At 63.1% G+C, this 22255-nt stretch carries 18 protein-coding genes and 2 pseudogenes; 18 read left to right on the top strand and 2 right to left on the bottom strand.

From position 1 onward, the window contains the following. The first annotated feature begins 7 nt into the window (after window positions 1-7). The 10 genes and pseudogenes from eno to AC0NIH_RS22020 all read left to right on the top strand — a co-directional run bounded on the left by eno (window position 8) and on the right by AC0NIH_RS22020 (window position 10061). A complete protein-coding gene (gene eno, locus AC0NIH_RS22065; protein ID WP_023768859.1) occupies window positions 8-1282 on the top strand; it encodes a phosphopyruvate hydratase in 1275 nt (424 codons plus the stop codon). A gap of 222 nt (window positions 1283-1504) precedes the next feature. Next, entirely contained in the window at window positions 1505-1828 is a 324-nt protein-coding gene (locus AC0NIH_RS22060; RefSeq protein ID WP_023768858.1) for an FtsB family cell division protein, read from the top strand. 193 nt (window positions 1829-2021) lie between these two features. Further along, window positions 2022-3059: a pyruvate dehydrogenase (acetyl-transferring) E1 component subunit alpha gene (gene pdhA / locus AC0NIH_RS22055; protein WP_224731314.1), complete on the top strand. Its 1038-nt coding sequence runs from the start codon at window positions 2022-2024 to the stop codon at window positions 3057-3059. Window positions 3060-3074: 15 nt separating this feature from the next. Next, window positions 3075-4493 (top strand): annotated as a pseudogene (locus AC0NIH_RS22050) (pyruvate dehydrogenase complex E1 component subunit beta). Window positions 4494-4511: 18 nt separating this feature from the next. After that, a complete protein-coding gene (locus AC0NIH_RS22045) occupies window positions 4512-5930 on the top strand; it encodes a pyruvate dehydrogenase complex dihydrolipoamide acetyltransferase (RefSeq protein WP_473464537.1) in 1419 nt (472 codons plus the stop codon). Between the two features lie 108 nt (window positions 5931-6038). After that, a complete protein-coding gene (locus AC0NIH_RS22040; protein ID WP_473464540.1) occupies window positions 6039-6674 on the top strand; it encodes an SGNH/GDSL hydrolase family protein in 636 nt (211 codons plus the stop codon). Window positions 6675-6689: 15 nt separating this feature from the next. Continuing rightward, entirely contained in the window at window positions 6690-8135 is a 1446-nt protein-coding gene (lpdA, locus tag AC0NIH_RS22035) for a dihydrolipoyl dehydrogenase (RefSeq protein ID WP_473464542.1), read from the top strand. Between the two features lie 99 nt (window positions 8136-8234). After that, on the top strand, window positions 8235-8492 hold the full coding sequence (locus tag AC0NIH_RS22030) for a GlsB/YeaQ/YmgE family stress response membrane protein (protein ID WP_013895637.1): 258 nt from the start codon (window positions 8235-8237) through the stop codon (window positions 8490-8492). 136 nt (window positions 8493-8628) lie between these two features. Further along, a complete protein-coding gene (gene lipA / locus AC0NIH_RS22025) occupies window positions 8629-9594 on the top strand; it encodes a lipoyl synthase (protein ID WP_473464545.1) in 966 nt (321 codons plus the stop codon). An 8-nt stretch (window positions 9595-9602) separates the two neighbouring features. Then, the gene (locus AC0NIH_RS22020) at window positions 9603-10061 is read left to right on the top strand and encodes a type II toxin-antitoxin system RatA family toxin (protein ID WP_013895635.1); all 459 of its coding nucleotides are present in this window, start codon (window positions 9603-9605) and stop codon (window positions 10059-10061) included. Here AC0NIH_RS22020 and AC0NIH_RS22015 read toward each other — a convergent pair. Further along, window positions 10058-10545: pseudogene (locus AC0NIH_RS22015) on the bottom strand (CinA family protein). The gene AC0NIH_RS22020 and the pseudogene AC0NIH_RS22015 overlap by 4 nt on opposite strands. Continuing rightward, window positions 10542-11765 carry a bifunctional 2-C-methyl-D-erythritol 4-phosphate cytidylyltransferase/2-C-methyl-D-erythritol 2,4-cyclodiphosphate synthase gene (locus tag AC0NIH_RS22010; protein ID WP_023776103.1) on the bottom strand — a complete coding sequence of 408 codons (1224 nt, stop codon included), beginning with the start codon at window positions 11763-11765 and terminating at the stop codon, window positions 10542-10544. The pseudogene AC0NIH_RS22015 and the gene AC0NIH_RS22010 overlap by 4 nt, the downstream one beginning before the upstream one ends. A gap of 245 nt (window positions 11766-12010) precedes the next feature. Here AC0NIH_RS22010 and dusB point away from each other — a divergent pair, with 245 nt between their 5' ends. The 8 genes from dusB to hflX all read left to right on the top strand — a co-directional run bounded on the left by dusB (window position 12011) and on the right by hflX (window position 22222). Further along, a complete protein-coding gene (gene dusB, locus AC0NIH_RS22005) occupies window positions 12011-13033 on the top strand; it encodes a tRNA dihydrouridine synthase DusB (protein ID WP_023776102.1) in 1023 nt (340 codons plus the stop codon). After that, complete coding sequence (locus AC0NIH_RS22000) at window positions 13030-14172, top strand: two-component system sensor histidine kinase NtrB (protein WP_013895631.1); 1143 nt, start codon at window positions 13030-13032, stop codon at window positions 14170-14172. Before dusB ends, AC0NIH_RS22000 begins: the two co-directional genes overlap by 4 nt. After that, window positions 14169-15629 carry a nitrogen regulation protein NR(I) gene (gene ntrC / locus AC0NIH_RS21995; protein ID WP_013895630.1) on the top strand — a complete coding sequence of 487 codons (1461 nt, stop codon included), beginning with the start codon at window positions 14169-14171 and terminating at the stop codon, window positions 15627-15629. The genes AC0NIH_RS22000 and ntrC overlap by 4 nt, the downstream gene beginning before the upstream one ends. Before the next feature lie 82 nt (window positions 15630-15711). Continuing rightward, window positions 15712-18042, top strand: coding sequence for a sensor histidine kinase NtrY-like (locus tag AC0NIH_RS21990; RefSeq protein WP_411969189.1), 2331 nt, complete (start codon window positions 15712-15714; stop codon window positions 18040-18042). Next, window positions 18032-19393: a nitrogen assimilation response regulator NtrX gene (gene ntrX / locus AC0NIH_RS21985; RefSeq protein ID WP_023768848.1), complete on the top strand. Its 1362-nt coding sequence runs from the start codon at window positions 18032-18034 to the stop codon at window positions 19391-19393. The genes AC0NIH_RS21990 and ntrX overlap by 11 nt, the downstream gene beginning before the upstream one ends. Window positions 19394-19561: 168 nt before the next feature. Then, window positions 19562-20425, top strand: a complete 864-nt coding sequence (locus AC0NIH_RS21980; protein ID WP_473464550.1) for a D-amino-acid transaminase — start codon at window positions 19562-19564, stop codon at window positions 20423-20425. A 144-nt stretch (window positions 20426-20569) separates the two neighbouring features. Further along, window positions 20570-20815, top strand: coding sequence for an RNA chaperone Hfq (gene hfq / locus AC0NIH_RS21975; protein ID WP_006202172.1), 246 nt, complete (start codon window positions 20570-20572; stop codon window positions 20813-20815). Next, a complete protein-coding gene (gene hflX / locus AC0NIH_RS21970) occupies window positions 20816-22222 on the top strand; it encodes a GTPase HflX (protein ID WP_473464553.1) in 1407 nt (468 codons plus the stop codon). Window positions 22223-22255: the final 33 nt, after the last annotated feature.

The raw sequence follows: 22255 nt of genomic DNA, 5'->3' as shown, positions 1-22255 counted from the left end.
CATCGCAATGACCGCCATCGTCGATATTGTCGGGCGTGAAATCCTGGACAGCCGTGGAAATCCAACCGTCGAGGTCGACGTCGTGCTCGAAGACGGCTCGATGGGCCGCGCCGCGGTGCCCTCGGGCGCATCGACCGGCGCCCATGAGGCCGTCGAACTGCGCGACGGCGGCGCCCGTTATCTCGGCAAGGGCGTGCTCAAGGCCGTCGAAGCGGTCAATGGCGAGCTGTTCGAGGCGATCGGCGGCATGGAAGCCGAAAACCAGATCCACATCGACCAGACCATGATCGAACTCGACGGCACGCCCAACAAGAGCCGACTCGGCGCCAACGCCATCCTCGGCGTGTCGCTGGCGGTTGCGAAGGCGGCGGCCGATGCCTCCGGCCTGCCGCTCTACCGTTATGTCGGCGGGACCAAGGCGCACATCCTGCCGGTGCCGATGATGAACATCATCAACGGCGGCGCGCATGCCGACAATCCGATCGATTTCCAGGAATTCATGATCCTGCCGATCGGCGCGCCGACGCTGCGCGAAGGCGTGCGCTGGGGCTCGGAAATCTTCCACACGCTCAGGAAGAAGCTGAAGGACGCCGGCCACAACACCAATGTCGGCGACGAGGGCGGCTTTGCCCCGAACCTGAAGAGCGCGCCGGTGGCACTCGATTTCATCATGGAATCGATCGAGAAAGCCGGCTTCAAGCCGGGCGAGGAGATCGCGCTCGGCCTCGACTGCGCCGCGACCGAGTTCTTCAAGGACGGCAATTACGTCTATGAGGGCGAGAAGAAGACGCGCGATCCCAAGGCACAGGCCAAGTATCTCGCCAAGCTCGCCGCCGACTATCCGATCATCTCGATCGAGGATGGCCTTGCCGAGGACGACTGGGAAGGCTGGAAGTACCTGACGGATCTGATCGGCAAGAAGACGCAACTGGTCGGCGACGACCTGTTCGTCACCAACACGGCGCGGCTGCGCGACGGCATCCGCATGGGCGTGGCCAATTCGATCCTGGTCAAGGTCAACCAGATCGGCTCGCTGACGGAAACGCTCGACGCCGTCGAGACCGCGCACAAGGCCGGCTACACCGCCGTCATGTCGCACCGCTCCGGTGAAACCGAGGACTCGACCATCGCCGATCTCGCTGTCGCCACCAACTGCGGACAGATCAAGACGGGTTCGCTGTCGCGCTCGGACCGCATGGCCAAGTACAACCAGCTGATCCGCATCGAGGAAGAGCTCGGCAAGCAGGCGCGCTACGCCGGCAAGTCGGTCGTTAAGGGCTGATCCGGAACGCGCGGGTCCGCGATATCTGGGAAAGGGCGGGATTATTCCCGCCCCTTTTTTTGGGCACGTCCTAATGCATGTTGCCCGAAACTGAACTCGGTTTTGGGAGAACGACATGCATAAAACAAAGGCCTAAAGCGGCTGTCCGTAACCGTCCGTTAAGCACAATCGGGCGAAAAAGGTCGTGAGCCGCCTGAGTTCGCGGCCGCGAGGGAACGGGCGATGTGGACGCGTCAGCACAAGCAGAGAAACACCGGCCGGCTGATCATCCCTTCGCTTTGCGTGGTATTCCTGGCCTATTTCGGCTTCCACGCCTATCACGGTGAATTCGGCATCAATTCGAAATATCAGCTCGAGGCCCAGACGGTCGCGCTGCAGGCGCAGCTCGATGCCGTCAAGGCGCGCCGGATGGAGCTTGAACGACGCGTTCGGCTCATGCATGACGGCACGCTGGAGAAAGACATGCTCGACGAGCAGGCGCGCAAAGCGCTCAACCTGTCCCAGCCTGATGAAATCACCATCATGTTGCCGGCCTCGTCAAAGTAACTGAATTTCAGTTAATCACCAATATTTTCAATGATTTTAATCGCTTAGGCGCATGCCAGCTATGCAAATTCGTCATGGCGCAACGCTGTAACGCGTGTTAGCCTCCCATAAATCGGTGGGGAGGCTGATCTCCCCGGGAGCAGATTTCCTCTAGCTCCAATGTCCGCAAAGAGACGCCAACAGGGAGTGATGCATGGCCACCGCAGCCAGAAAAGCGCCTGCCAAATCGAAATCCGACGGCAAATCGGTGCTTTCAGCACCCAAGCCTGCTGAATTCACCAAGGACGAAGAGCTTGCCGCCTACCGGCACATGCTGCTCATCCGCCGCTTCGAGGAAAAGGCCGGCCAGCTCTATGGCATGGGCTTCATCGGCGGCTTCTGCCATCTCTACATCGGCCAGGAAGCCGTCGTCACCGGCATGAAGATGGCGCTGATCGATGGCGACCAGATGATCACCGCCTATCGCGATCACGGCCACATGCTGGCGATGGAGCTGTCGCCGCGCGGTGTCATGGCCGAGCTGACCGGACGCCGCGGCGGCCTGTCGAGAGGCAAGGGCGGCTCCATGCACATGTTCTCCAAGGAGAAGCATTTTTACGGCGGCCACGGCATTGTCGGCGCGCAGGTGTCTCTGGGCACGGGCCTCGCCTTCGCCAACCGCTATCGTGAAAACAACAATGTCTCGCTGACTTATTTCGGCGACGGCGCCGCCAACCAGGGCCAGGTCTATGAAAGCTTCAACATGGCCTCGCTGTGGAAGTTGCCGGTGATCTACATCATCGAGAACAACCGTTACGCCATGGGCACCTCGGTCTCGCGCTCGTCGGCGGAAACCAATTTTTCGCATCGCGGCGCTTCGTTCAAGATTCCGGGCATCCAGGTCGACGGCATGGATGTGCGTGCGGTCAAATCCGCCGGCGATCAGGCAACCGAATGGTGCCGTGCCGGCAACGGGCCGATCATTCTCGAAATGCAGACCTATCGCTATCGCGGTCACTCGATGTCCGACCCGGCGAAATACCGCTCCAAGGAAGAGGTCCAGAAGATGCGCTCGGACCATGACCCGATCGAGCAGGTCAAGGCGCGGTTGACACAGAAGAAGTGGGCGACCGAGGACGAATTGAAGGCCATCGACAAGGAGGTGCGCGACGTCGTCGCCGACGCCGCCGAGTTTGCCCAGAACGATGCAGAGCCGGATCCGTCCGAGCTCTGGACCAATATCGTACTGTAAGGGAGCGCGAGGAACATGCCGATCGAAATTCTCATGCCCGCTCTCTCGCCGACCATGGAAGAGGGCAATCTTTCCAAATGGTTGAAGAACGAGGGCGACAAGGTCGTCGCCGGCGACGTCATCGCCGAGATCGAAACCGACAAGGCGACGATGGAAGTCGAAGCCGTCGATGAGGGCACGATTGGAAAGCTCCTGATCGCCGCCGGCACCGAAGGCGTCAAGGTCAACACACCGATCGCGGTTTTGCTGCAGGACGGCGAAAGCGCCAGCTCCATTACCTCCCCCTCTGATGGGGGAGGTCGCGCCGCAGGCGCGGGAGGGTGACGCGGCCGCCACACCCCCACCCCGGCCGGCGAGCCGGCCGACCCTCCCCACAAGGGTAAACAAGCACCAGTCGCAGCCGCACCGAAAGCGGAAATCGCCGCCGATCCCGACATTCCGGCCGGCACGGAGATGGTGTCGACCACGGTGCGCGAAGCCTTGCGCGACGCGATGGCCGAGGAAATGCGCCGCGACGGCGATGTCTTCGTCATGGGCGAGGAGGTCGCCGAATACCAGGGCGCCTACAAGATCACCCAAGGCCTGCTGCAGGAATTCGGGCCACGCCGCGTCGTCGACACGCCGATCACCGAGCATGGCTTTGCCGGCGTCGGCGTCGGTGCGGCGATGGCCGGGCTGAAGCCGATCGTCGAGTTCATGACCTTCAATTTCGCCATGCAGGCGATCGACCAGATCATCAACTCGGCCGCCAAGACGCTTTATATGTCGGGCGGCCAGATGGGCGCGCCGATCGTGTTCCGTGGCCCGAATGGTGCTGCGGCCCGCGTCGCCGCACAGCATTCGCAGTGCTACGCCGCCTGGTACAGCCACATTCCCGGCCTGAAAGTGGTGATGCCCTATACGGCCGCCGACGCCAAGGGCTTGCTGAAGGCCGCGATCCGCGATCCGAACCCGATCATCTTCCTCGAGAACGAAATCCTCTACGGCCAGTCTTTCGACGTGCCGAAGCTGGATGACTTCGTGCTGCCGATCGGCAAGGCGCGTATCCATAAGACGGGCAAGGACGTCACCATCGTCTCGTTCGGCATCGGCATGACCTATGCGGTCAAGGCGGAAGCGGAACTGCGCGGCATGGGCATCGATGCCGAGATCATCGATCTGCGCACGATCCGCCCGATCGACCTCGACACGATCATCGCATCGGTCAAGAAGACCAACCGGCTGGTGGTCGTGGAGGAAGGCTATCCGCAGAACTCGGTCGGCGACCATATCGCCAACCAGGTCTCGCAGCGCGCCTTCGATTTCCTCGACGCCCCGGTCATCACCATTGCCGGCAAGGATGTGCCGATGCCCTATGCGGCCAACCTCGAGAAACTGGCCTTGCCGAATGTCGGCGAGGTCATCGAGGCGGTCAAAGCCGTCGCGTATCGCTGAACCGGGCGGGAGGACAAAATGCCAATCAACATCACCATGCCGGCGCTCTCGCCCACGATGGAAGAGGGCAATCTGTCGAAGTGGCTCGTGAAAGAGGGCGACAAGGTTTCGCCGGGCGATGTCATCGCCGAGATCGAGACCGACAAGGCGACGATGGAAGTCGAGGCTGTCGATGAGGGTACGGTTGCAAAGCTCGTCGTTCCAGCCGGCACCGAAGGCGTCAAGGTCAACGCGCTGATCGCCGTGCTCGCAGCCGAGGGCGAGGATGTGGGGGCGGCGGCGAAAAGCGGTGGTGCTGCGCCCAAGGCGGAAGCCGAGGAAGACAAGGCGCCAATCTCCCCACCCGTGGGGGAGATGTCGGCGAAGCCGACAGAGGGGGGCGCTGTCCCGCCGTCCTCTCAGCGCGAGGCGCCCCCCTCTGGCCTGCCCTCTTTGCCACCACTTGGCATCTCCCCCACAGGGAGGGAGATCAGCCAGTCGCCTGAAGGCCGTACCTTCGCCTCGCCGCTCGCACGGCGCATTGCCAAGGAGGCCGGCCTCGATGTGTCTGTTGTGACCGGCACCGGTCCGCATGGCCGCGTGGTGAAAGCAGATGTCGATGCCGCGATTGCCGGCGGAGGAGCCAAGGCAGCACCGGCGGCCAAGGCTCCGGCTGGTGCACCGGCCGCTGCCCCGGCGGTGAAGGCGATGTCGGACGAACAGGTGCTGAAGCTGTTCGAGCAGGGCTCTTACGAACTCGTCCCGCACGACAATATGCGCAAGACCATTGCGCGGCGCCTGGTCGAGGCCAAGACCACCATCCCGCATTTCTACCTGACGCTCGACTGCGAGCTCGATGCGCTCTTGGCATTGCGTACGCAGATCAATGCGGCGGCTCCGGTGAAGAAGACCGAGAAAGGCGAGGCGCCGGCCTACAAGCTGTCGGTCAACGACATGGTGATCAAGGCAATGGCGCTGGCCTTGAAGGCGGTGCCGGATGCCAATGCCTCCTGGACCGAAAGCGCCATGGTCAAGCACAAGCATGCCGATGTCGGCGTTGCCGTCTCGATCCCCGGCGGCCTGATCACGCCGATTATTCGCAAAGCGGACGAAAAGACGTTGTCCACCATCTCCAACGAGATGAAGGACCTGGCGAGCCGCGCCCGCAGCCGCAAGCTAAAGCCGGAAGAGTATCAGGGCGGCACCACGGCGGTGTCCAACCTCGGCATGTTCGGCATCAAGGACTTTGCCGCCGTCATCAACCCCCCGCATGCGACGATCCTGGCGGTCGGTGCCGGCGAGGAGCGGGCGGTGGTCAAGAACGGCGAGATCAAAATCGCCACCGTCATGTCGGTGACGCTGTCGACCGATCATCGCGCCGTCGATGGCGCGCTCGGCGCCGAACTGCTGGTCGCCTTCAAGCGGCTGATCGAAAACCCGATGGGCATGCTGGTCTAGGAAGGAAAAGGGCGGTGCGGAAATTCTTCACCAGCCTTTTCGTCCTGATCATTTCCGGATTCGCCGGCGGGTGAAACGCGGCAAGACAGACATAGGCGGGCTGAGCGGATGAAGACGGTGCTTTGCTACGGCGACTCGCTTACCTGGGGCTACAATGCCGAAGGCGGCCGCCACGCCTTTGAGGATCGCTGGCCCAGCGTGCTGCAGGCAGGGCTCGGCGGCGGCGTCCAGGTCATCGCCGATGGTCTCAATGGCCGCACCACGGCCTTCGACGATCACCTTGCCGGTGCCGATCGCAACGGCGCGCGGCTGCTGCCGACGGTGCTGACGACGCACGCGCCGATCGACCTGATCGTCATCATGCTCGGCGCCAACGACATGAAGCCATGGATCCACGGCAATCCGGTTGCCGCCAAGCAAGGCATCCAGCGGCTGATCGACATCATACGCGGCCACGACTATCCAATCGACTGGCCCGCGCCGCAGATCCTGATTGTTTCGCCGCCTCTCGTCAGCCGCACCGAAAATGCCGACTTCAAGGAAATGTTTGCCGGCGGCGACGACGCCTCGAAGCTGTTGGCGCCGCAATATGCCGGGCTCGCCGACGAAGCCGGCTGCGGCTTCTTCGACGCCGGCACGGTCGCGCAAACCACTCCTCTCGACGGCGTCCACCTCGACGCCGAAAACACGCGGAACATCGGACAGGCGCTGACGCCGGTCGTGCGCGTCATGCTGGAACTGTGAATAAGGAGAAAAATCGTGGCTGAGAACTACGACGTCATCATCATCGGCTCCGGTCCCGGTGGCTATGTCACGGCAGTGCGTTCCGCCCAGCTTGGCTTCAAGACGGCGATCGTCGAGCGCGAGCATCTCGGCGGCATCTGCCTCAACTGGGGCTGCATCCCGACCAAGGCGCTGCTGCGCTCGGCCGAGATCATGCACTATTCCGATCATTTGAAGGACTATGGGCTGAAGCTCGACGGCAAGGTCAGCGTCGACACATCGGCTGTCGTCGATCGCTCCCGCAAGGTTTCGCTGCGCCTCAATGGCGGTGTCGGCTTCCTGATGAAGAAGAACAAGGTCGACGTTATCTGGGGCGAGGCCAAGCTTTCGAAACCGGGCGAGATCGTCGTCTCCAAGACGGGCAAGAAGCCGATGGAACCGCAGCCGCCGGTGCCGAAAGGCATCAAGGGCGAGGGCACTTACACCGCCAAGCACATCATCCTGGCGACCGGCGCCCGGCCGCGCGCGCTGCCTGGCATCGAGCCGGACGGCAAGTTGATCTGGACCTATTTCGAGGCCATGGTGCCGAAGGAGATGCCGAAGTCGCTGCTGGTGATGGGCTCGGGCGCCATCGGCATCGAATTCGCCTCCTTCTACCGCACCATGGGTGCCGAGGTGACCGTGGTCGAGCTTCTGCCCGCGGTGATGCCGGTCGAGGACGCCGAAATTTCGAAATTCGCGCAAAAACAGTTCGAGAAGCAGGGGATGAAGATCATTCTCGAAGCCAAGGTGACCAAGGTCGAGAAGGGTGCCAACTCGGTCACCGCGCATGTCGAGATGAAGGACGGCAAGGTCGAGAAGATCACCGCCGACCGCATGATCTCGGCCGTCGGCGTGCAAGGCAACATCGAGGGCCTCGGCCTGGAGACGCTTGGTGTGAAGACCGAACGCGGCTGCGTCGTCATCGACGGCTACGGCAAGACCAATGTGCCGGGCATCTATGCCATCGGCGATGTCGCCGGCCCGCCGATGCTTGCCCACAAGGCCGAGCATGAAGGCGTGGTGTGCATCGAGAAGATCGCCAATTTCCCCGGCGTGCATGCCACCGACAAGCTCAAGATCCCGGGCTGCACCTACTGCAATCCGCAGGTTGCCTCCGTCGGCCTGACGGAAGCGAAAGCCAAGGCCGAAGGCAAGGATATCCGCGTCGGCCGCTTCCAGTTCGCCGCCAACGGCAAGGCCATCGCCCTTGGCGAGGACCAGGGCTTCATCAAGACCATCTTCGACAAGAAAACCGGCCAGTTGCTCGGCGCCCACATGGTCGGCGCCGAAGTGACCGAGTTGATCCAGGGTTTCGTCGTGGCGATGAACCTCGAAACCACCGAGGAAGAGTTGATGCACACCATCTTCCCGCATCCGACGCTGTCGGAGATGATGAAGGAAAGCGTGCTCGACGCCTATGGCCGCGCGCTGAACGCATGATAGATTCGCCGCAGGAGACTCAGCCCCGAAAGCTGCGGGAACTCGGCGGCAAGGCAGTTCGTTTCCAGATGCATTTTTACGCGCGCAAGGAGAAGGCAAATGCACTTGAACGGCGTGGGCTGGATCGCAGCCATCATCATCGGCGGCCTGGCAGGCTGGTTGGCCGAAATGTTCATGAAGAGCAACACCGGCATTTTTATGAACATTATCATGGGCATCGTTGGCGCGGTGGTGCTGAACGCGATCTTGCAGGCGCTCAATTTCGGCCCATTCGGCGTCGGCTGGATCGCCTATCTGATCACCGGCTTCATCGGCGCCTGCCTGCTGATCTGGGTCGGTCGCCTGGTGCGCCGCTAGTCGATATGGTTCCGGCTATGCGAAGACGGTCGTAGCGGCATGCGCCGCTGCAGCCTTTTTCTTTGTGCCGAAAAGTCCTAGATGACGTAAAGGTGACGATCGCCGACGGGCGGTCGCAAGAAAAGCCAGGATTCAGATGGTCACTGTCCTCGACACGATCGCCAACGCGCCGCGGCTGCGGCATCCCGAGAAGGCGCACAAGCCCGACCAGGAAGTGCTGCGCAAACCCGACTGGATCCGCGTCAAGGCGCCGGTCTCCAAGGGTTACGCCGAGACACGCGAGATCGTGAAATCCCACAAGCTGGTGACGGTCTGCGAAGAGGCCGGCTGTCCCAACATCGGCGAGTGTTGGGAAAAGAAGCACGCCACCTTCATGATCATGGGCGAAATCTGCACGCGCGCCTGCGCGTTCTGCAACGTCGCCACCGGAATTCCGACCGCGCTCGACCCCGATGAGCCGGCTCGCGTCGCCCATGCCGTCAAGCAGATGGGCCTCAGCCACGTCGTCATCACCTCGGTCGATCGCGACGATCTTGCCGATGGCGGCGCACAGCATTTCGCCGAAGTCATTCGCGCCATCCGCGCGGCAACGCCTTCGACCACGATCGAAATCCTGACGCCCGATTTCCTGCGCAAGGACGGCGCCCTGGAGATCGTTGTGGCGGCCAAGCCCGACGTCTTCAATCACAATCTGGAAACCGTGCCGTCGAACTATCTGAAGGTTCGGCCGGGCGCCCGCTATTTCCATTCGATCAGGCTGCTGCAGCGGGTCAAGGAACTCGACGCGTCGATCTTCACCAAGTCAGGCATCATGGTGGGTCTGGGTGAGGAGCGGAATGAAATCCTGCAGCTGATGGACGATCTGTGTTCGGCCAATGTCGACTTCATGACCATCGGCCAGTACCTGCAGCCGTCCAAGAAGCACCATCCGGTGATCCGCTTCGTCACCCCGGAAGAGTTCAAATCCTTCGAGACGATCGGCCGGACCAAGGGTTTCCTGCTGGTGGCATCAAGCCCGCTGACGCGCTCGTCGCACCATGCCGGCGACGATTTCGCCCGGCTGCGCGCAGCGCGGGAAGCGCAGCTCCAGAAGTCGCTCTAGCCGGTCTTATGCCGAAATTCGAAGCCACCCGCCGCGTCGCCCACACGCCGCAGCAGATGTTCGCGCTGGTCGCCGATGTCGAGGCCTATCCGCAGTTCCTGCCGCTGTGCGAAGCGCTGACGGTGCGCTCGCGCAAGGAGCGTGACGGACGCACCGTCCTCCTTGCCGACATGAGCATCGGCTACAAGGCGATCCGCGAAACCTTCACGACGCAGGTGCTTTTGAAGCCCGACGAGAACGCCATCGACGTGAAATACATCGATGGCCCGTTCAAATATCTGAGCAATGTCTGGCGTTTCGAACCCGATGGCGCCGGCTGCGCCGTGCGCTTCTTCATCGACTATGAATTCAAGAGCCGCATCCTGGGCGCGCTGATGGGCACCATGTTCGACCGCGCCTTTCGCATGTTCGCCGAGGCTTTCGAAAAACGCGCCGACGTCATCTACGGTGTTGCGCGGCAGGCCTAATTCTGGCTGAGCGCTTGCAGGCCCAGCTTCAGGGCGTGTCTCACCGTCTCGTGGCGGATGAATTCGCGGCCCTTGTGGCCAAACAGCTGGCGCTCGGCGACAACCGGGTGGCCGGCCAGGGCTAGGCCGAACCAGACGAGACCGACCGGCTTGTCGGCCGAACCTCCGCCTGGACCGGCAATGCCGGTAACGGCAAGAGAAAGGCTTGCGCGTGAATGCGCCAGCGCGCCGGCCGCCATCTCCAGCACCGTTTCGCGCGACACGGCTCCATGCGCGTCGAGCGTTTCGGCGGAAACGCCGAGCATCTCCATCTTGGCTTCGTTGGAATAGGTGATGAAGCCGCGGTCGACCACAGCGGAGGAGCCGGCAATGTCGGTGAGCGCCGCGATGATCGGCCGCCGGTGCAGCTTTCCGCCGTCGCCAGCATGATGCCACGTTGCTGGCAGGCCAGCAGCAGAGAGTTTGCGAGCTCGGCGTTGCTCATTCCGGGACCTCGCCGGGAAACACGACGCTGGCGGTGGCGATCGCCGCAATGCCTTCCTCGCGGCCGACAAAGCCGAGCTTCTCGTTGGTTGTCGCCTTGATCGAGATGCGGTCGGCGGAAATGCCCAGCATCCGTGAAAGGGCCGATGTCATCGCCTCGCGGTGCGGGCCGACGCGCGGCGCCTCGCAGATCAGCGTGATATCGGCATTGGCGATGCGGCCGCCGCGCTCGCGCACCAGTCTTGCCGCATGTTCGACGAATATCCGGGACGCAGCCCCCTTCCACTGCGGATCGGACGGCGGAAAATGCGTGCCGATGTCGCCGGCGCCGCAGGTCGCCAGCAGCGCGTCCGTCAGGGCATGCAGACCGACATCGGCATCGGAATGGCCCGACAGTTTCTTCTCATGCGGAATGGCGACGCCGCACAGGGTGACATGGTCGCCCGGCTCGAACGCATGGACGTCGTAGCCGTTGCCGGTGCGGATGTCCGGAAAGTGTATCCGTTCGCTGGAAAGCCGCTGGTGCGCCATGGCGATGTCCCGTGCCCAGGTGAGTTTGACATTGTCCGGCGAGCCCGGAACGATCTTGACCGGAATATGCGCCCATTCGGCGATGGCCGCGTCGTCGGTGAAATCCAGCCTGCCCAGCTGATGGGCCCTGTCATGCGCGGCAAGGATCGGCCCGTAGGGAAAACCTTGCGGCGTTTGCGCCGCGTGCAGCCCGCTGCGGGAAACCGTCTCTGCGACCACGCCGGAGGCCGATTCGCGTTTCAGCGTGTCGGCGACGGGCAGAGCGGGCAACGCCCCTTCATGTTCGCCGATGGCGGCGATGGTGCGGTCGATCAATTCCGCGTCGAGGAACGGACGCACGGCATCGTGAATCAGAACCTGGGCCGGTTCGTGGCCTTTCAACGCAAGCAAGCCGAGCCGGACGGACTCCTGCCTGGTCGCGCCGCCGATGACGGCGGTGACGCGCTGGGCGTGGGGGCCCGCCGCTTGACGGAACAGCTCATGATCGTCGGCATGGATGGCGACGACGATCTGGCCGGTGCGTGGATGGGCGAGGAACATCTCCAGCGTATGGGCAATGACGGCGCGGCCGCCGATGCTCTGGTACTGCTTGGGCCCATTGGCCTGCCCGGCACGAGCGCCGCGGCCGGCGGCGACGATCACCACGGCAACCCCGCTTTGCGCGCTCGAGTTTTCACTTCCCTCGGTCATGCCGATTGGCTTAGCGCACGATCCCGAAAAGTGTAATCGGTTTTCGGAAAAGATCGTGCGCCAAATATGTACATCCAAAGCGTCCTTTGCGGGTCCCGGAGGAATGCGCGGCGCTCTCGTCGCGGCACAAATCCGGCGGCAGGCATTTTCCCAATTGCGCCTTAATGTGGCGTCATTCCGCGTTGCACATTGCGGCGGTTCTGGCTAGAGAATGTGCAACGAATGGACATGCTTGGTTTTTGTGCATGGTTAATGTGACCCAATTGGCCGCGCCGCTCGACGTCGGCGGCGTGAGTATCCGCAATCGCGTGTTCCTCGCGCCGATGTCCGGCATTACGGACCAGCCGTTCCGGCAGCGCGCCCATGCGCATGGCGCGGGCCTTGTCGTGTCCGAAATGGTGGCCAGCGGCGAACTCGCCAAGGGCCGGGCCGGCTTCGACCTGCGCATACGTCATTCCGGCCTGCCCGTCCATATGGTTCAGCTTGCCGGCCGCGAGGCGATCCATATGGCCGAAGGCGCGCGTATAGCCGCGGGCGAGGGCGCTGATATCATCGACATCAACATGGGCTGCCCGGCCAAGAAGGTCACCGGCGGTTATGCCGGCTCGGCATTGATGCTGGACCTCGACCATGCGCTCTCGCTGATCGAAGCCGTGGTCGGCGCGGTCAAGGTGCCGGTCACGGTCAAGATGCGATTGGGCTGGGACGAGGGCGCACTTAACGCGCCGACGCTCGCACGCCGTGCCGAGCAGGCCGGCGTCAGCATGGTCACCGTGCATGGCCGCACGCGCTGCCAGTTCTATCAGGGCAAGGCCGACTGGCGCGCGATTGCCCGCGTCAAGGAAGCCGTATCGATCCCGGTGGTCGCCAATGGCGATGTCTGTTCCCCGGCCGAGGCCGCCGCGATCCTCGAGCAGTCCGGCGCCGATGCAGTGATGGTCGGCCGCGCACATTACGGCGCGCCCTGGATCGCCGGCGGCATCGCAGCCGCGGCCAGGGGCGAAACGGCCGCCAATGTGCCGCAGGATCCCACGGCGCTGGCCGACTATGTCGTCGCCCACTACGAAGACATGCTGGCACTTTATGGCGTCGAGAGCGGCTTGCGGCAGGCGCGCAAGCACCTGGGCTGGTATCTCGATCGCCATGCCGTCGCCGACGACAGCCGGAAGGCAATATTGACCGCGTTTGAACCGCCACGCGTCATTGCCTTGCTGCGGGATGTGTTTTCGCGCGATCCGCAACCCTTGAACCTGCGGAGCGCCGCATGAACGCCACCGCTGGCCAGGGCATTGAAATGACCGATGCCGCGCAGATCGTGCTCAACACCATCCGCCGTCCGGTGATCATGATCAGCGAGGAAGGGTTCATTACCTTCGCCAATGCCGATGCCGAGGACTTCTTTCGGTCCAGCGCCACCATGCTGGCACGCAACACCCTGTCCAAGCTCATCCCGTTCGGCAGCCCGCTGCTGACCTTGGTCGACCAGGTGCGCGAGCGCCGGGCTCCGGTCAACGAGTACAGGGTCGACGTGTCGTCGCCACGCCTCGGCATCGAGAAGGTCGTCGATCTCTATGTCGCGCCAGTGCCCGAGTTTCCTGGCTCGGTGGTTGTGATGTTCCAGGAACGGTCGATGGCCGACAAGATCGACCGGCAGATGACGCATCGCGGCGCTGCGCGCTCGGTGACCGGCCTGGCGGCGATGCTTGCCCATGAGATCAAGAACCCGCTCTCGGGCATAAGGGGCGCGGCCCAGCTGCTCGAACTGTCCGCATCCGACGAGGATCGTGCGCTGACCCGGCTGATCACCGACGAGACGGACCGCATCGTCTCCCTGGTCGATCGCATGGAGGTGTTTTCCGACGAGCGGCCGATCGATCGTTACCCCGTCAACATCCATGTCGTGCTCGACCACGTGAAGGCTATCGCCAAGAACGGTTTTGCGAAAAGAATCAAGATATTGGAGGATTATGATCCATCATTGCCTCCGGTCTTCGCCAACCGCGACCAACTGATTCAGGTGTTCCTCAACCTGGTCAAGAATGCCGCCGAGGCGATCGGCAGCGACCCGCAGGGCGAGATCGTGCTTTCGACGGCGTTCCGGCCCGGCATTCGCGTTTCGGTTCCGGGCACGCAGGACCGCGTGTCGCTGCCGCTGGAGTTTTGCGTGCGCGACAATGGCTCCGGCGTCTCGGAAGATATCCTGCCGATCCTGTTCGACCCCTTCATCACCACCAAGCCGAACGGCTCGGGGCTGGGGCTTGCACTGGTCGCCAAGATCGTCGGCGAACATGGCGGCATCATCGAATGCGAATCGACGCCGCGTGCCACCACGTTTCGCATTTTGATGCCCGCCTGGAAGGAAACCCAGTTCGGTGCCGATGAAGACGGCGAAGGAGACCGCAAATGACCGTTCGCGGCAATATTCTCGTCGCCGACGACGATGCGGCGATCCGCACCGTGCTCAACCAGGCGCTCTCCCGCGTCGGCCACGAGGTGCGCGTCACCTCCAACGCCTCGACCTTGTGGCGCTGGGTGGCGGCGGGCGAGGGCGATCTGGTGATCACCGACGTGGTCATGCCGGACGAGAACGCCTTCGACATGCTGCCGCGCATCAAGAAGGCGCGGCCGGAACTGCCCGTCATCGTCATGAGCGCCCAGAATACCTTCATGACGGCGATCCGCGCATCCGAAACCGGCGCTTACGAGTATCTGCCGAAGCCCTTCGACCTGACCGAGCTCCTCAACATCGTCAACCGCGCGCTGTCGGAGCCGCGGCGGCCGAAGATCGACGCGCGGCCCGAAGAACAGCCCGACGCGATGCCGCTGGTTGGCCGTTCGGCGGCCATGCAGGACATCTACCGCATGCTGGCGCGCATGATGCAGACCGACCTGACGGTGATGATCTCCGGCGAATCGGGCACCGGCAAGGAACTTGTGGCGCGCGCGCTGCATGAATATGGCCGTCGTCGCGGCGGCCCGTTCGTTGCCATCAACATGGCGGCGATCCCGCGCGACCTGATCGAATCGGAACTGTTCGGGCACGAGAAGGGTGCTTTCACCGGCGCCCAGAACCGCTCCACCGGCCGCTTCGAGCAGGCCGAGGGCGGCACGCTGTTCCTCGACGAGATCGGCGACATGCCGATGGAGGCGCAGACGCGCCTGCTGCGTGTCCTCCAGCAGGGCGAGTACACGACCGTTGGCGGCCGCACGCCGATCAAGACCGATGTGCGCATCGTTGCCGCCACCAACAAGGATCTGCGTACGCTGATCAATCAGGGCTTGTTCCGCGAGGATCTGTTCTACCGCCTCAACGTCGTGCCGCTCAGGCTGCCGGCGTTGCGCGAGCGCTCGGAGGATGTGCCCGATCTCGTGCGCCATTTCTTCAAGCTCGGCGAGATGGAAGGGCTGCAGACCAAGCGCATCTCGTCCGGCGGCATCGAGCTGATGAAGCGCTATCCCTGGCCGGGCAATGTGCGCGAACTGGAGAATCTCGTCCGCAGGCTCGCCGCGCTCTATTCGCAGGACGAGATTTCGGCCGAGATCATCGAGGCCGAGCTCAAGACCGGCGAGCGTCCCGTGGTACCGGATGGCGGCAACCTCATTCCCGACGACCTGTCGATCGGCCAGGCCGTGGAGCACTTCCTGCAGCGCTATTTCGCCTCGTTTGCCGGTGAATTGCCGCCCGCTGGCCTTTACCAGCGCATTCTGTCCGAAGTCGAATATCCGCTGGTCCTGGCCTCGATGACGGCAACGCGCGGCAACCAGATCAAGGCGGCGGAACTGCTGGGGCTCAACCGCAACACGCTGCGCAAGAAGATTCGCGAACTGGGCGTCAATGTCTACAAATCATCGCGCCCGGGCTGAGCGCTGATCTGACGCGGTCTTTTCAGGGGACGGAACGGCGAAAGATTCCCGTCGTTGTCACACTTGTTGCATAATCGCCACAATGCGTTGCATAGATCGGACGCAATCATTGGCTCCATACGGCGACATGACTCCGCAGGCACCGAACCTCAACAAGCCGCTTTTCAGCGAACGTGGCACGCGCGACGGACGTCGCTTGCTGGCGCTGCCCGGCGTGGTGGCGGTCGTCGGCGCGCTGATCATGGCGGCCATCTCCTTCACCATCCTGGTCGGGGCGACGCCGATCGCACCCGATGCCAGGACGACCTGGGCGCTGATCGCGCTCAACGCGGTCTTCGTGCTCTTCCTCATCACGTTGGTTGCACGCGAGGTGCATCGCATCGTCATGGCGCGCCGGCATGGCAAGGCGGCCTCGCGGCTGCATGTGCGCATCGTCGCCATGTTCGCGCTTGTCGCCGCCATTCCGGCCATCATGGTGGCGATCATCGCCTCGATCACGCTCGATATCGGCCTTGATCGCTGGTTCGAGATCCGCACCAAGACGATCGTCAATTCCTCGCTGTCGATCGCCGATGCCTATGTTCAGGAGAATGCCCGCAATCTGCAGGGCACGACACTGTCGATGGCCTATGACCTCGATGCGTCACGTACGCTCTACGGCCTTGATCGCACGGGCTTTCTCGACCTCATGAGCAAGGAGGCCGTGGGCCGCTCGCTGGCTCATGCGGCGCTGATCAGGTCCGACGGCTCGTTCGTCATGAGCGCCAAGACCGATGCCGATTTCGCCATGCCGGAACCGCCGGAAGGCTCCGTCAGCGGCGCCACCGACGGCAGGCCGGTGCTGATCGAGCCGCGCACCCGCAACATCATGGGCGCCATCGTCAAGCTGCGTGAGATCGAGGGCATGTACCTCTACACCATCCGATTGGTGGACCCCGAGGTGATCAAGGCGAGGCAGATCGTCAGGTCCAATACGGACGAGTATCGCAATCTCGAAGACAACAGGCGCACCTCGCAGGTGGCTTTCGCGCTGCCTTATCTGTCGCTGACGCTGATCATCATCCTGTCCGCGATCTGGACCGGCATTGCCGTCGCCGACCGTCTGGTGCGCCCCATCCGCCAGCTCATCGGCGCCGCCGACGAGGTGGCGACCGGCAATCTCGACGTCGCGGTCGCCGTCAGGCCCTCGGACGGCGATGTCGCCTCGCTTGGCGACACCTTCAACAAGATGCTGCTGGAATTGAAATCGCAACGCAACGAGATCCTGTCGGCAAAGGATCTGATCGACGAGCGGCGGCGCTTTTCGGAAGCGGTGCTGGCCGGCGTCACCGCCGGGGTCATCGGCGTCGATCCCTTCGGCATCGTCACCATCGTCAACCGTTCGGCCGAATCGATGCTGGCCATCTCCGCCAGCGCCGCACTGGGACAAAACCTCTCCGCCATTCTGCCGCATGTTGGCCGCGTCTTCGAGATCGGCCGCCAGTCGGGCAAGCCGGTCTATCGCGAGCAGGTGACGTTCTTCCGCGCCGGCACCGAGCGCACCTTCAACGTGCAGATCACCGTCGAGGCTGGCGATGACGGCTCGGAGGAGAAATCCTACGTCGTGACGGTCGACGACATCACCGACCTGGTGCAGGCGCAGCGTTCTTCCGCTTGGGCCGACGTGGCGCGGCGCATCGCCCACGAGATCAAGAACCCGCTGACGCCCATCCAGCTTTCCGCCGAACGCATCAAACGCCGCTATGGCAAGGTCATCACCGAGGACCGCGAGGTTTTCGACCAGTGCACCGACACCATCATCCGGCAGGTCGAGGACATCGGCCGCATGGTCGACGAGTTCTCGGCTTTCGCGCGCATGCCCAAACCTGAGATGAAGGCCATCGATTTGCGCGAATCACTGCGCGAGGCTTCGTTCCTGGTCGAAGTCAGCCGCGCCGACATCACCTTCGAGCGGATCTTCGGCAACGAGCCGCTCAAGGGCACTTTCGACAGCCGGCTGATGGCGCAGGCTTTCGGCAATGTGATCAAGAATGCCGCGGAGGCGATCGATGGATCGGAACAAACGGACGGTTCGCACGGCATAATCCGGATTCAAGCCGGCCGTCAGAATGGCGCGATCAGAATCGACGTCATCGACAATGGCAAAGGCCTGCCGCGCGAGAATCGCCAACGGCTGCTCGAGCCCTATATGACCACACGCGAGAAGGGCACCGGACTTGGTCTCGCTATCGTCAAGAAGATCGTGGAGGACCATGGCGGCAAGCTGGAGCTCCATGATGCGCCTGCGGACTTCCATGGTGGGCGCGGCGCGATGATCAGCATCATCCTGCCGCCCGCCGCGGCTGCACCATCGCGTGGTGAAGCCAGGACGGAACACGAAAGAGAAACTGAAAAGGTCGGTAATGGCGTCTGATATTCTCATCGTCGATGACGAGGAAGACATCCGCGAGCTCGTCGCAGGCATCCTGAGCGACGAAGGTCACGAAACCCGTACGGCATTCGATGCCGACAGTGCGCTGGCTGCCATAGCTGATCGCGCGCCGAGGCTGATTTTCCTCGACATCTGGCTGCAGGGCTCGCGTCTGGACGGGCTGGCGCTGCTCGACGAGATCAAGACCATGCATCCCACCCTGCCGGTGGTGATGATCTCCGGCCACGGCAACATCGAAACGGCGGTCTCCGCCATCCGCCGCGGCGCCTATGACTTCATCGAGAAGCCGTTCAAGGCCGACAGGCTGATCCTCATTGCCGAGCGTGCGCTCGAGACCTCGAAATTGCGGCGCGAGGTTTCCGACCTCAAGCTGCGCAGCGGCGAAACCTTCGACCTGATCGGCATGTCGTCGGCGATGAGCCAGCTGCGCCAGACCATCGAGCGCGTCGCGCCGACCAACAGCCGCGTCATGATCATCGGCCCCTCGGGCTCGGGCAAGGAACTGGCCGCGCGCGCCATCCACACGCTGTCGGCGCGCAAGGGCGCACCGTTCGTGACGCTGAGCGCCGCCAACATCACGCCCGAACGCATGGAGATCGAGCTGTTCGGCACCGAATCCAACGGTGTCGAACGCAAGGTCGGCGCGCTCGAGGAGGCCCATCGCGGCATCCTCTATATCGACGAAGTGGCCGACATGCCGCGCGAGACGCAGAACAAGATCCTGCGCGTGCTGGTCGAGCAGCAGTTCGAGCGGGTAGGGGGCACCAAGCGGGTCAAGGTCGATGTGCGCATCATTTCCTCGACCTCGCAGAACCTCGAGGCGATGATCGCCGACGGCCGCTTCCGCGAGGATCTCTATCATCGCCTGGCGGTGGTTCCGGTCACGGTGCCGGGGCTGGCCGAGCGGCGCGAGGATATTCCCTATCTGGTCGACAATTTCATGAAGCAGATCGCCCGCCAGGCAGGCATCAAGCCGCGCCGCATCGGCGACGACGCGCTGGCCGTGCTCCAGGCGCACAACTGGCCGGGCAACGTTCGGCAGCTGCGCAACAATGTCGAGCGTTTGATGATCCTGGCGCGCGGCGACGATGTCGATGCGCCGATCACCGCTGACCTTTTGCCCGCCGAGATCGGCGATGTCATGCCGCGCACGCCGAATCAGTCCGACCAGCACATCATGGCGCTGCCGCTGCGCGAGGCGCGCGAACAGTTCGAGAAGGACTATCTGATCGCGCAGATCAACCGATTTGGCGGCAACATCTCGAAGACCGCCGAATTCATTGGCATGGAGCGCTCCGCTCTGCACCGCAAGCTGAAATCGCTGGGCGTCTGACGAACGACGTCCATTCAGCCGCGCCTGGGCCAAGCATTTGCCGGTTACGGCGACGCCGGAATCGCATAAGAACCCGTTTCGAAATTCGCTCTGGCGCCGTCAGATGGCCGCCGGAGTAGAATTGCCAAACGGTTTTCAGAAGCCCGAGAGTTATCCCAGGGGTTGCCAATGCCGCGCATTGCCTATGTCAACGGGCGCTACGTCCCCCATGCGGACGCTTCCGTGCATATCGAGGACCGTGGCTATCAATTCGCCGACGGTGTCTACGAGGTCTGCGAGGTGGCGCGCGGCTTCATCGTCGACATGCCGCGCCACCTTGCCCGGCTCAACCGCTCGCTGACCGAGCTGTCGATCGCCTGGCCGGTCACACGCAACGTGCTGCCGCTGATCCTGCGCGAGGTGGTCAACCGCAATCATGTCGCCAACGGCCTGGTCTATGTCCAGGTGACGCGCGGCGTCGCCAGCCGCGATTTTGTCTTTCCTTCGGCGGACACCAAGCCGGCTTTGGTGGTGACTGCCAGGAAGGCGGACCCGGCCGCCGGCGCAAAACGGGCCGACAGCGGTATCGCCGTCATCACCGTGCCGGAGAACCGCTGGGACCGCGTCGACATCAAGAGCGTCGGGCTGTTGCCCAACGTGCTGGCCAAGCAGAAGGCCAAGGAGGCCGGTGCGCAGGAAGCCTGGTTCGTGGATGCCGACGGCAACGTCAAGGAAGGCGGCTCGTCTAACGCCTGGATCGTCACCAGGAATGGCGTCCTGGTCACCAGGCCGGCCGACCACGGCATCCTGCGCGGCATCACCCGCACCACCATGTTCGAAGTGGCGGCAAAGCTCGGTTTGAAGATCGAGGAGCGCGGTTTTTCCATCGCCGAGGCCAAGGCGGCACGCGAGGCGTTCATCAGTTCCGCGACGACGATTGCCATGCCTGTCGTGGCCATTGACGGCGATCCGATCGCCAACGGCCACCCCGGCTCAATAACACTTTCGTTGCGGCAGGCCTTTTTTGACATTGCGGAAAAAAGTCCAGCCTGATAACCGCTCAGGTGGAATGAACATCAATATATCTCGTTCTGCTTGTCGTTACTGACGGCAAGACGGTGTTTGCGTGCTTGACATGTGCCGGCTAATTTGGCGCATTGGCTGCAAACCGAAGGGGATCGGCGAAAGACAAGAACAATGGCGGAACGATCGCAAAACCTTCAGGACCTGTTCCTGAATTCAGTTCGCAAGAGCAAGAACCCGCTCACCATCTTCCTCATCAACGGCGTGAAGCTGACCGGCGTGGTCACTTCGTTCGACAATTTTTGTGTGCTGCTGCGCCGTGACGGTCACTCCCAGCTCGTCTACAAACACGCCATTTCCACGATCATGCCGAGCCAGCCGGTTCAGATGTTCGATGGCGAGGAAAGCCAGGGCGCCTGATTGGCACGTGAGAAGGACGCGGACGCCACCGTTCGCGGAAAACCAACCCATCATCCCGGGACGGAAGCCGACGGTCCGACCCGGGCCGTCGTCATTGTGCCGGTGCTTACCCGCCAGCCTCGCGGCGACGACGAGACCAATCGTCCGCGGCTGACGCGTTCGGCCGATGCGCGCCATGACGAGGCGGTCGGCCTCGCCCGCGCCATCAACCTCGATCCGGTCCATACGGCGGTCGTGACCGTCAACGACCCGCGGCCGGCGACCTTGCTCGGCAGCGGCAAGGTTGAGGAGTTCGCCGAAATCGTCAAGGAGCGCCGTGCGGAACTGGTCATCGTCGACCACCCGCTGACGCCGGTGCAGCAGCGCAACCTCGAGAAAGAGCTGAACGCCAAGGTGCTGGATCGCACCGGGCTGATCCTCGAAATCTTCGGCGAGCGTGCCCGCACCAAGGAAGGCACGCTGCAGGTCGAACTTGCCCATCTCAACTACCAGAAGGGGCGCCTCGTTCGCAGCTGGACCCACCTTGAGCGCCAGCGCGGCGGCGCCGGCTTTCTCGGCGGTCCCGGCGAAACCCAGATCGAGTCCGACCGGCGGCAGTTGCAGGAAAAGATCATCAAGCTGAAGCACGAGCTGGAGACCGTGCGCCGCACGCGCGACCTGCACCGCGCCAAGCGCAAGAAGGTACCGTTCCCGGTGGTGGCGATCGTCGGCTACACCAATGCCGGCAAGTCGACGCTGTTCAACAGGCTGACCGGAGCGGACGTGCTGGCGCAGGACATGCTGTTCGCCACGCTCGACCCGACGCTTCGCCGCGTGCGCCTGCCGCATGGCACGCCAATCATCCTCTCGGACACGGTCGGTTTCATCTCGGACCTGCCGACGCATCTGATCGCGGCTTTCCGCGCCACGCTGGAAGAGGTAGTCGAGGCCGATCTCGTCATCCATCTGCGCGACATTTCCGACCCCGACACGGCGGCGCAGGCCGACGATGTCGAGCGCATCCTGGCCGATCTCGGCGTCGATGCCGGGGATGCAAAGCGCGTCATCGAGGTCTGGAACAAGATCGACCAGCTCGACGAAGGCAACAGGAGCCGTCTGCTTGCCCCCGACATCGCAAACGGAGGCGCCAATGGTGGCAAGGGCCCACCGATCGCCGTATCGGCGGTGACCGGCGAGGGCATCGATGCGCTGAAGGCGATCATCGAGACCCGGATGGCGGGCGAGCTGGAAGACCTGACGGTGACGATCGAGCCGGCGCAGTTCGGTCTTGTCGACTGGCTCTACCGCAATGGCGACATCGTTTCGCGAACCGACAATGAAGACGGCAGCGCCACGATCTCGCTCAAGGCCACGCACAGCGCCCGCGAAGAGATCGAAAGCAGATTGCGCCGCAAAAACAACGGCTAACCCCCAGTAATTCCAGGAAAAGTGTAGAACGGT

It is taken from the genome of Mesorhizobium sp. WSM1386 (genome assembly GCF_055901595.1).
Note: the sequence above shows the minus strand (reverse complement) of the source record. Positions and strands in the feature narration are given on the sequence as shown.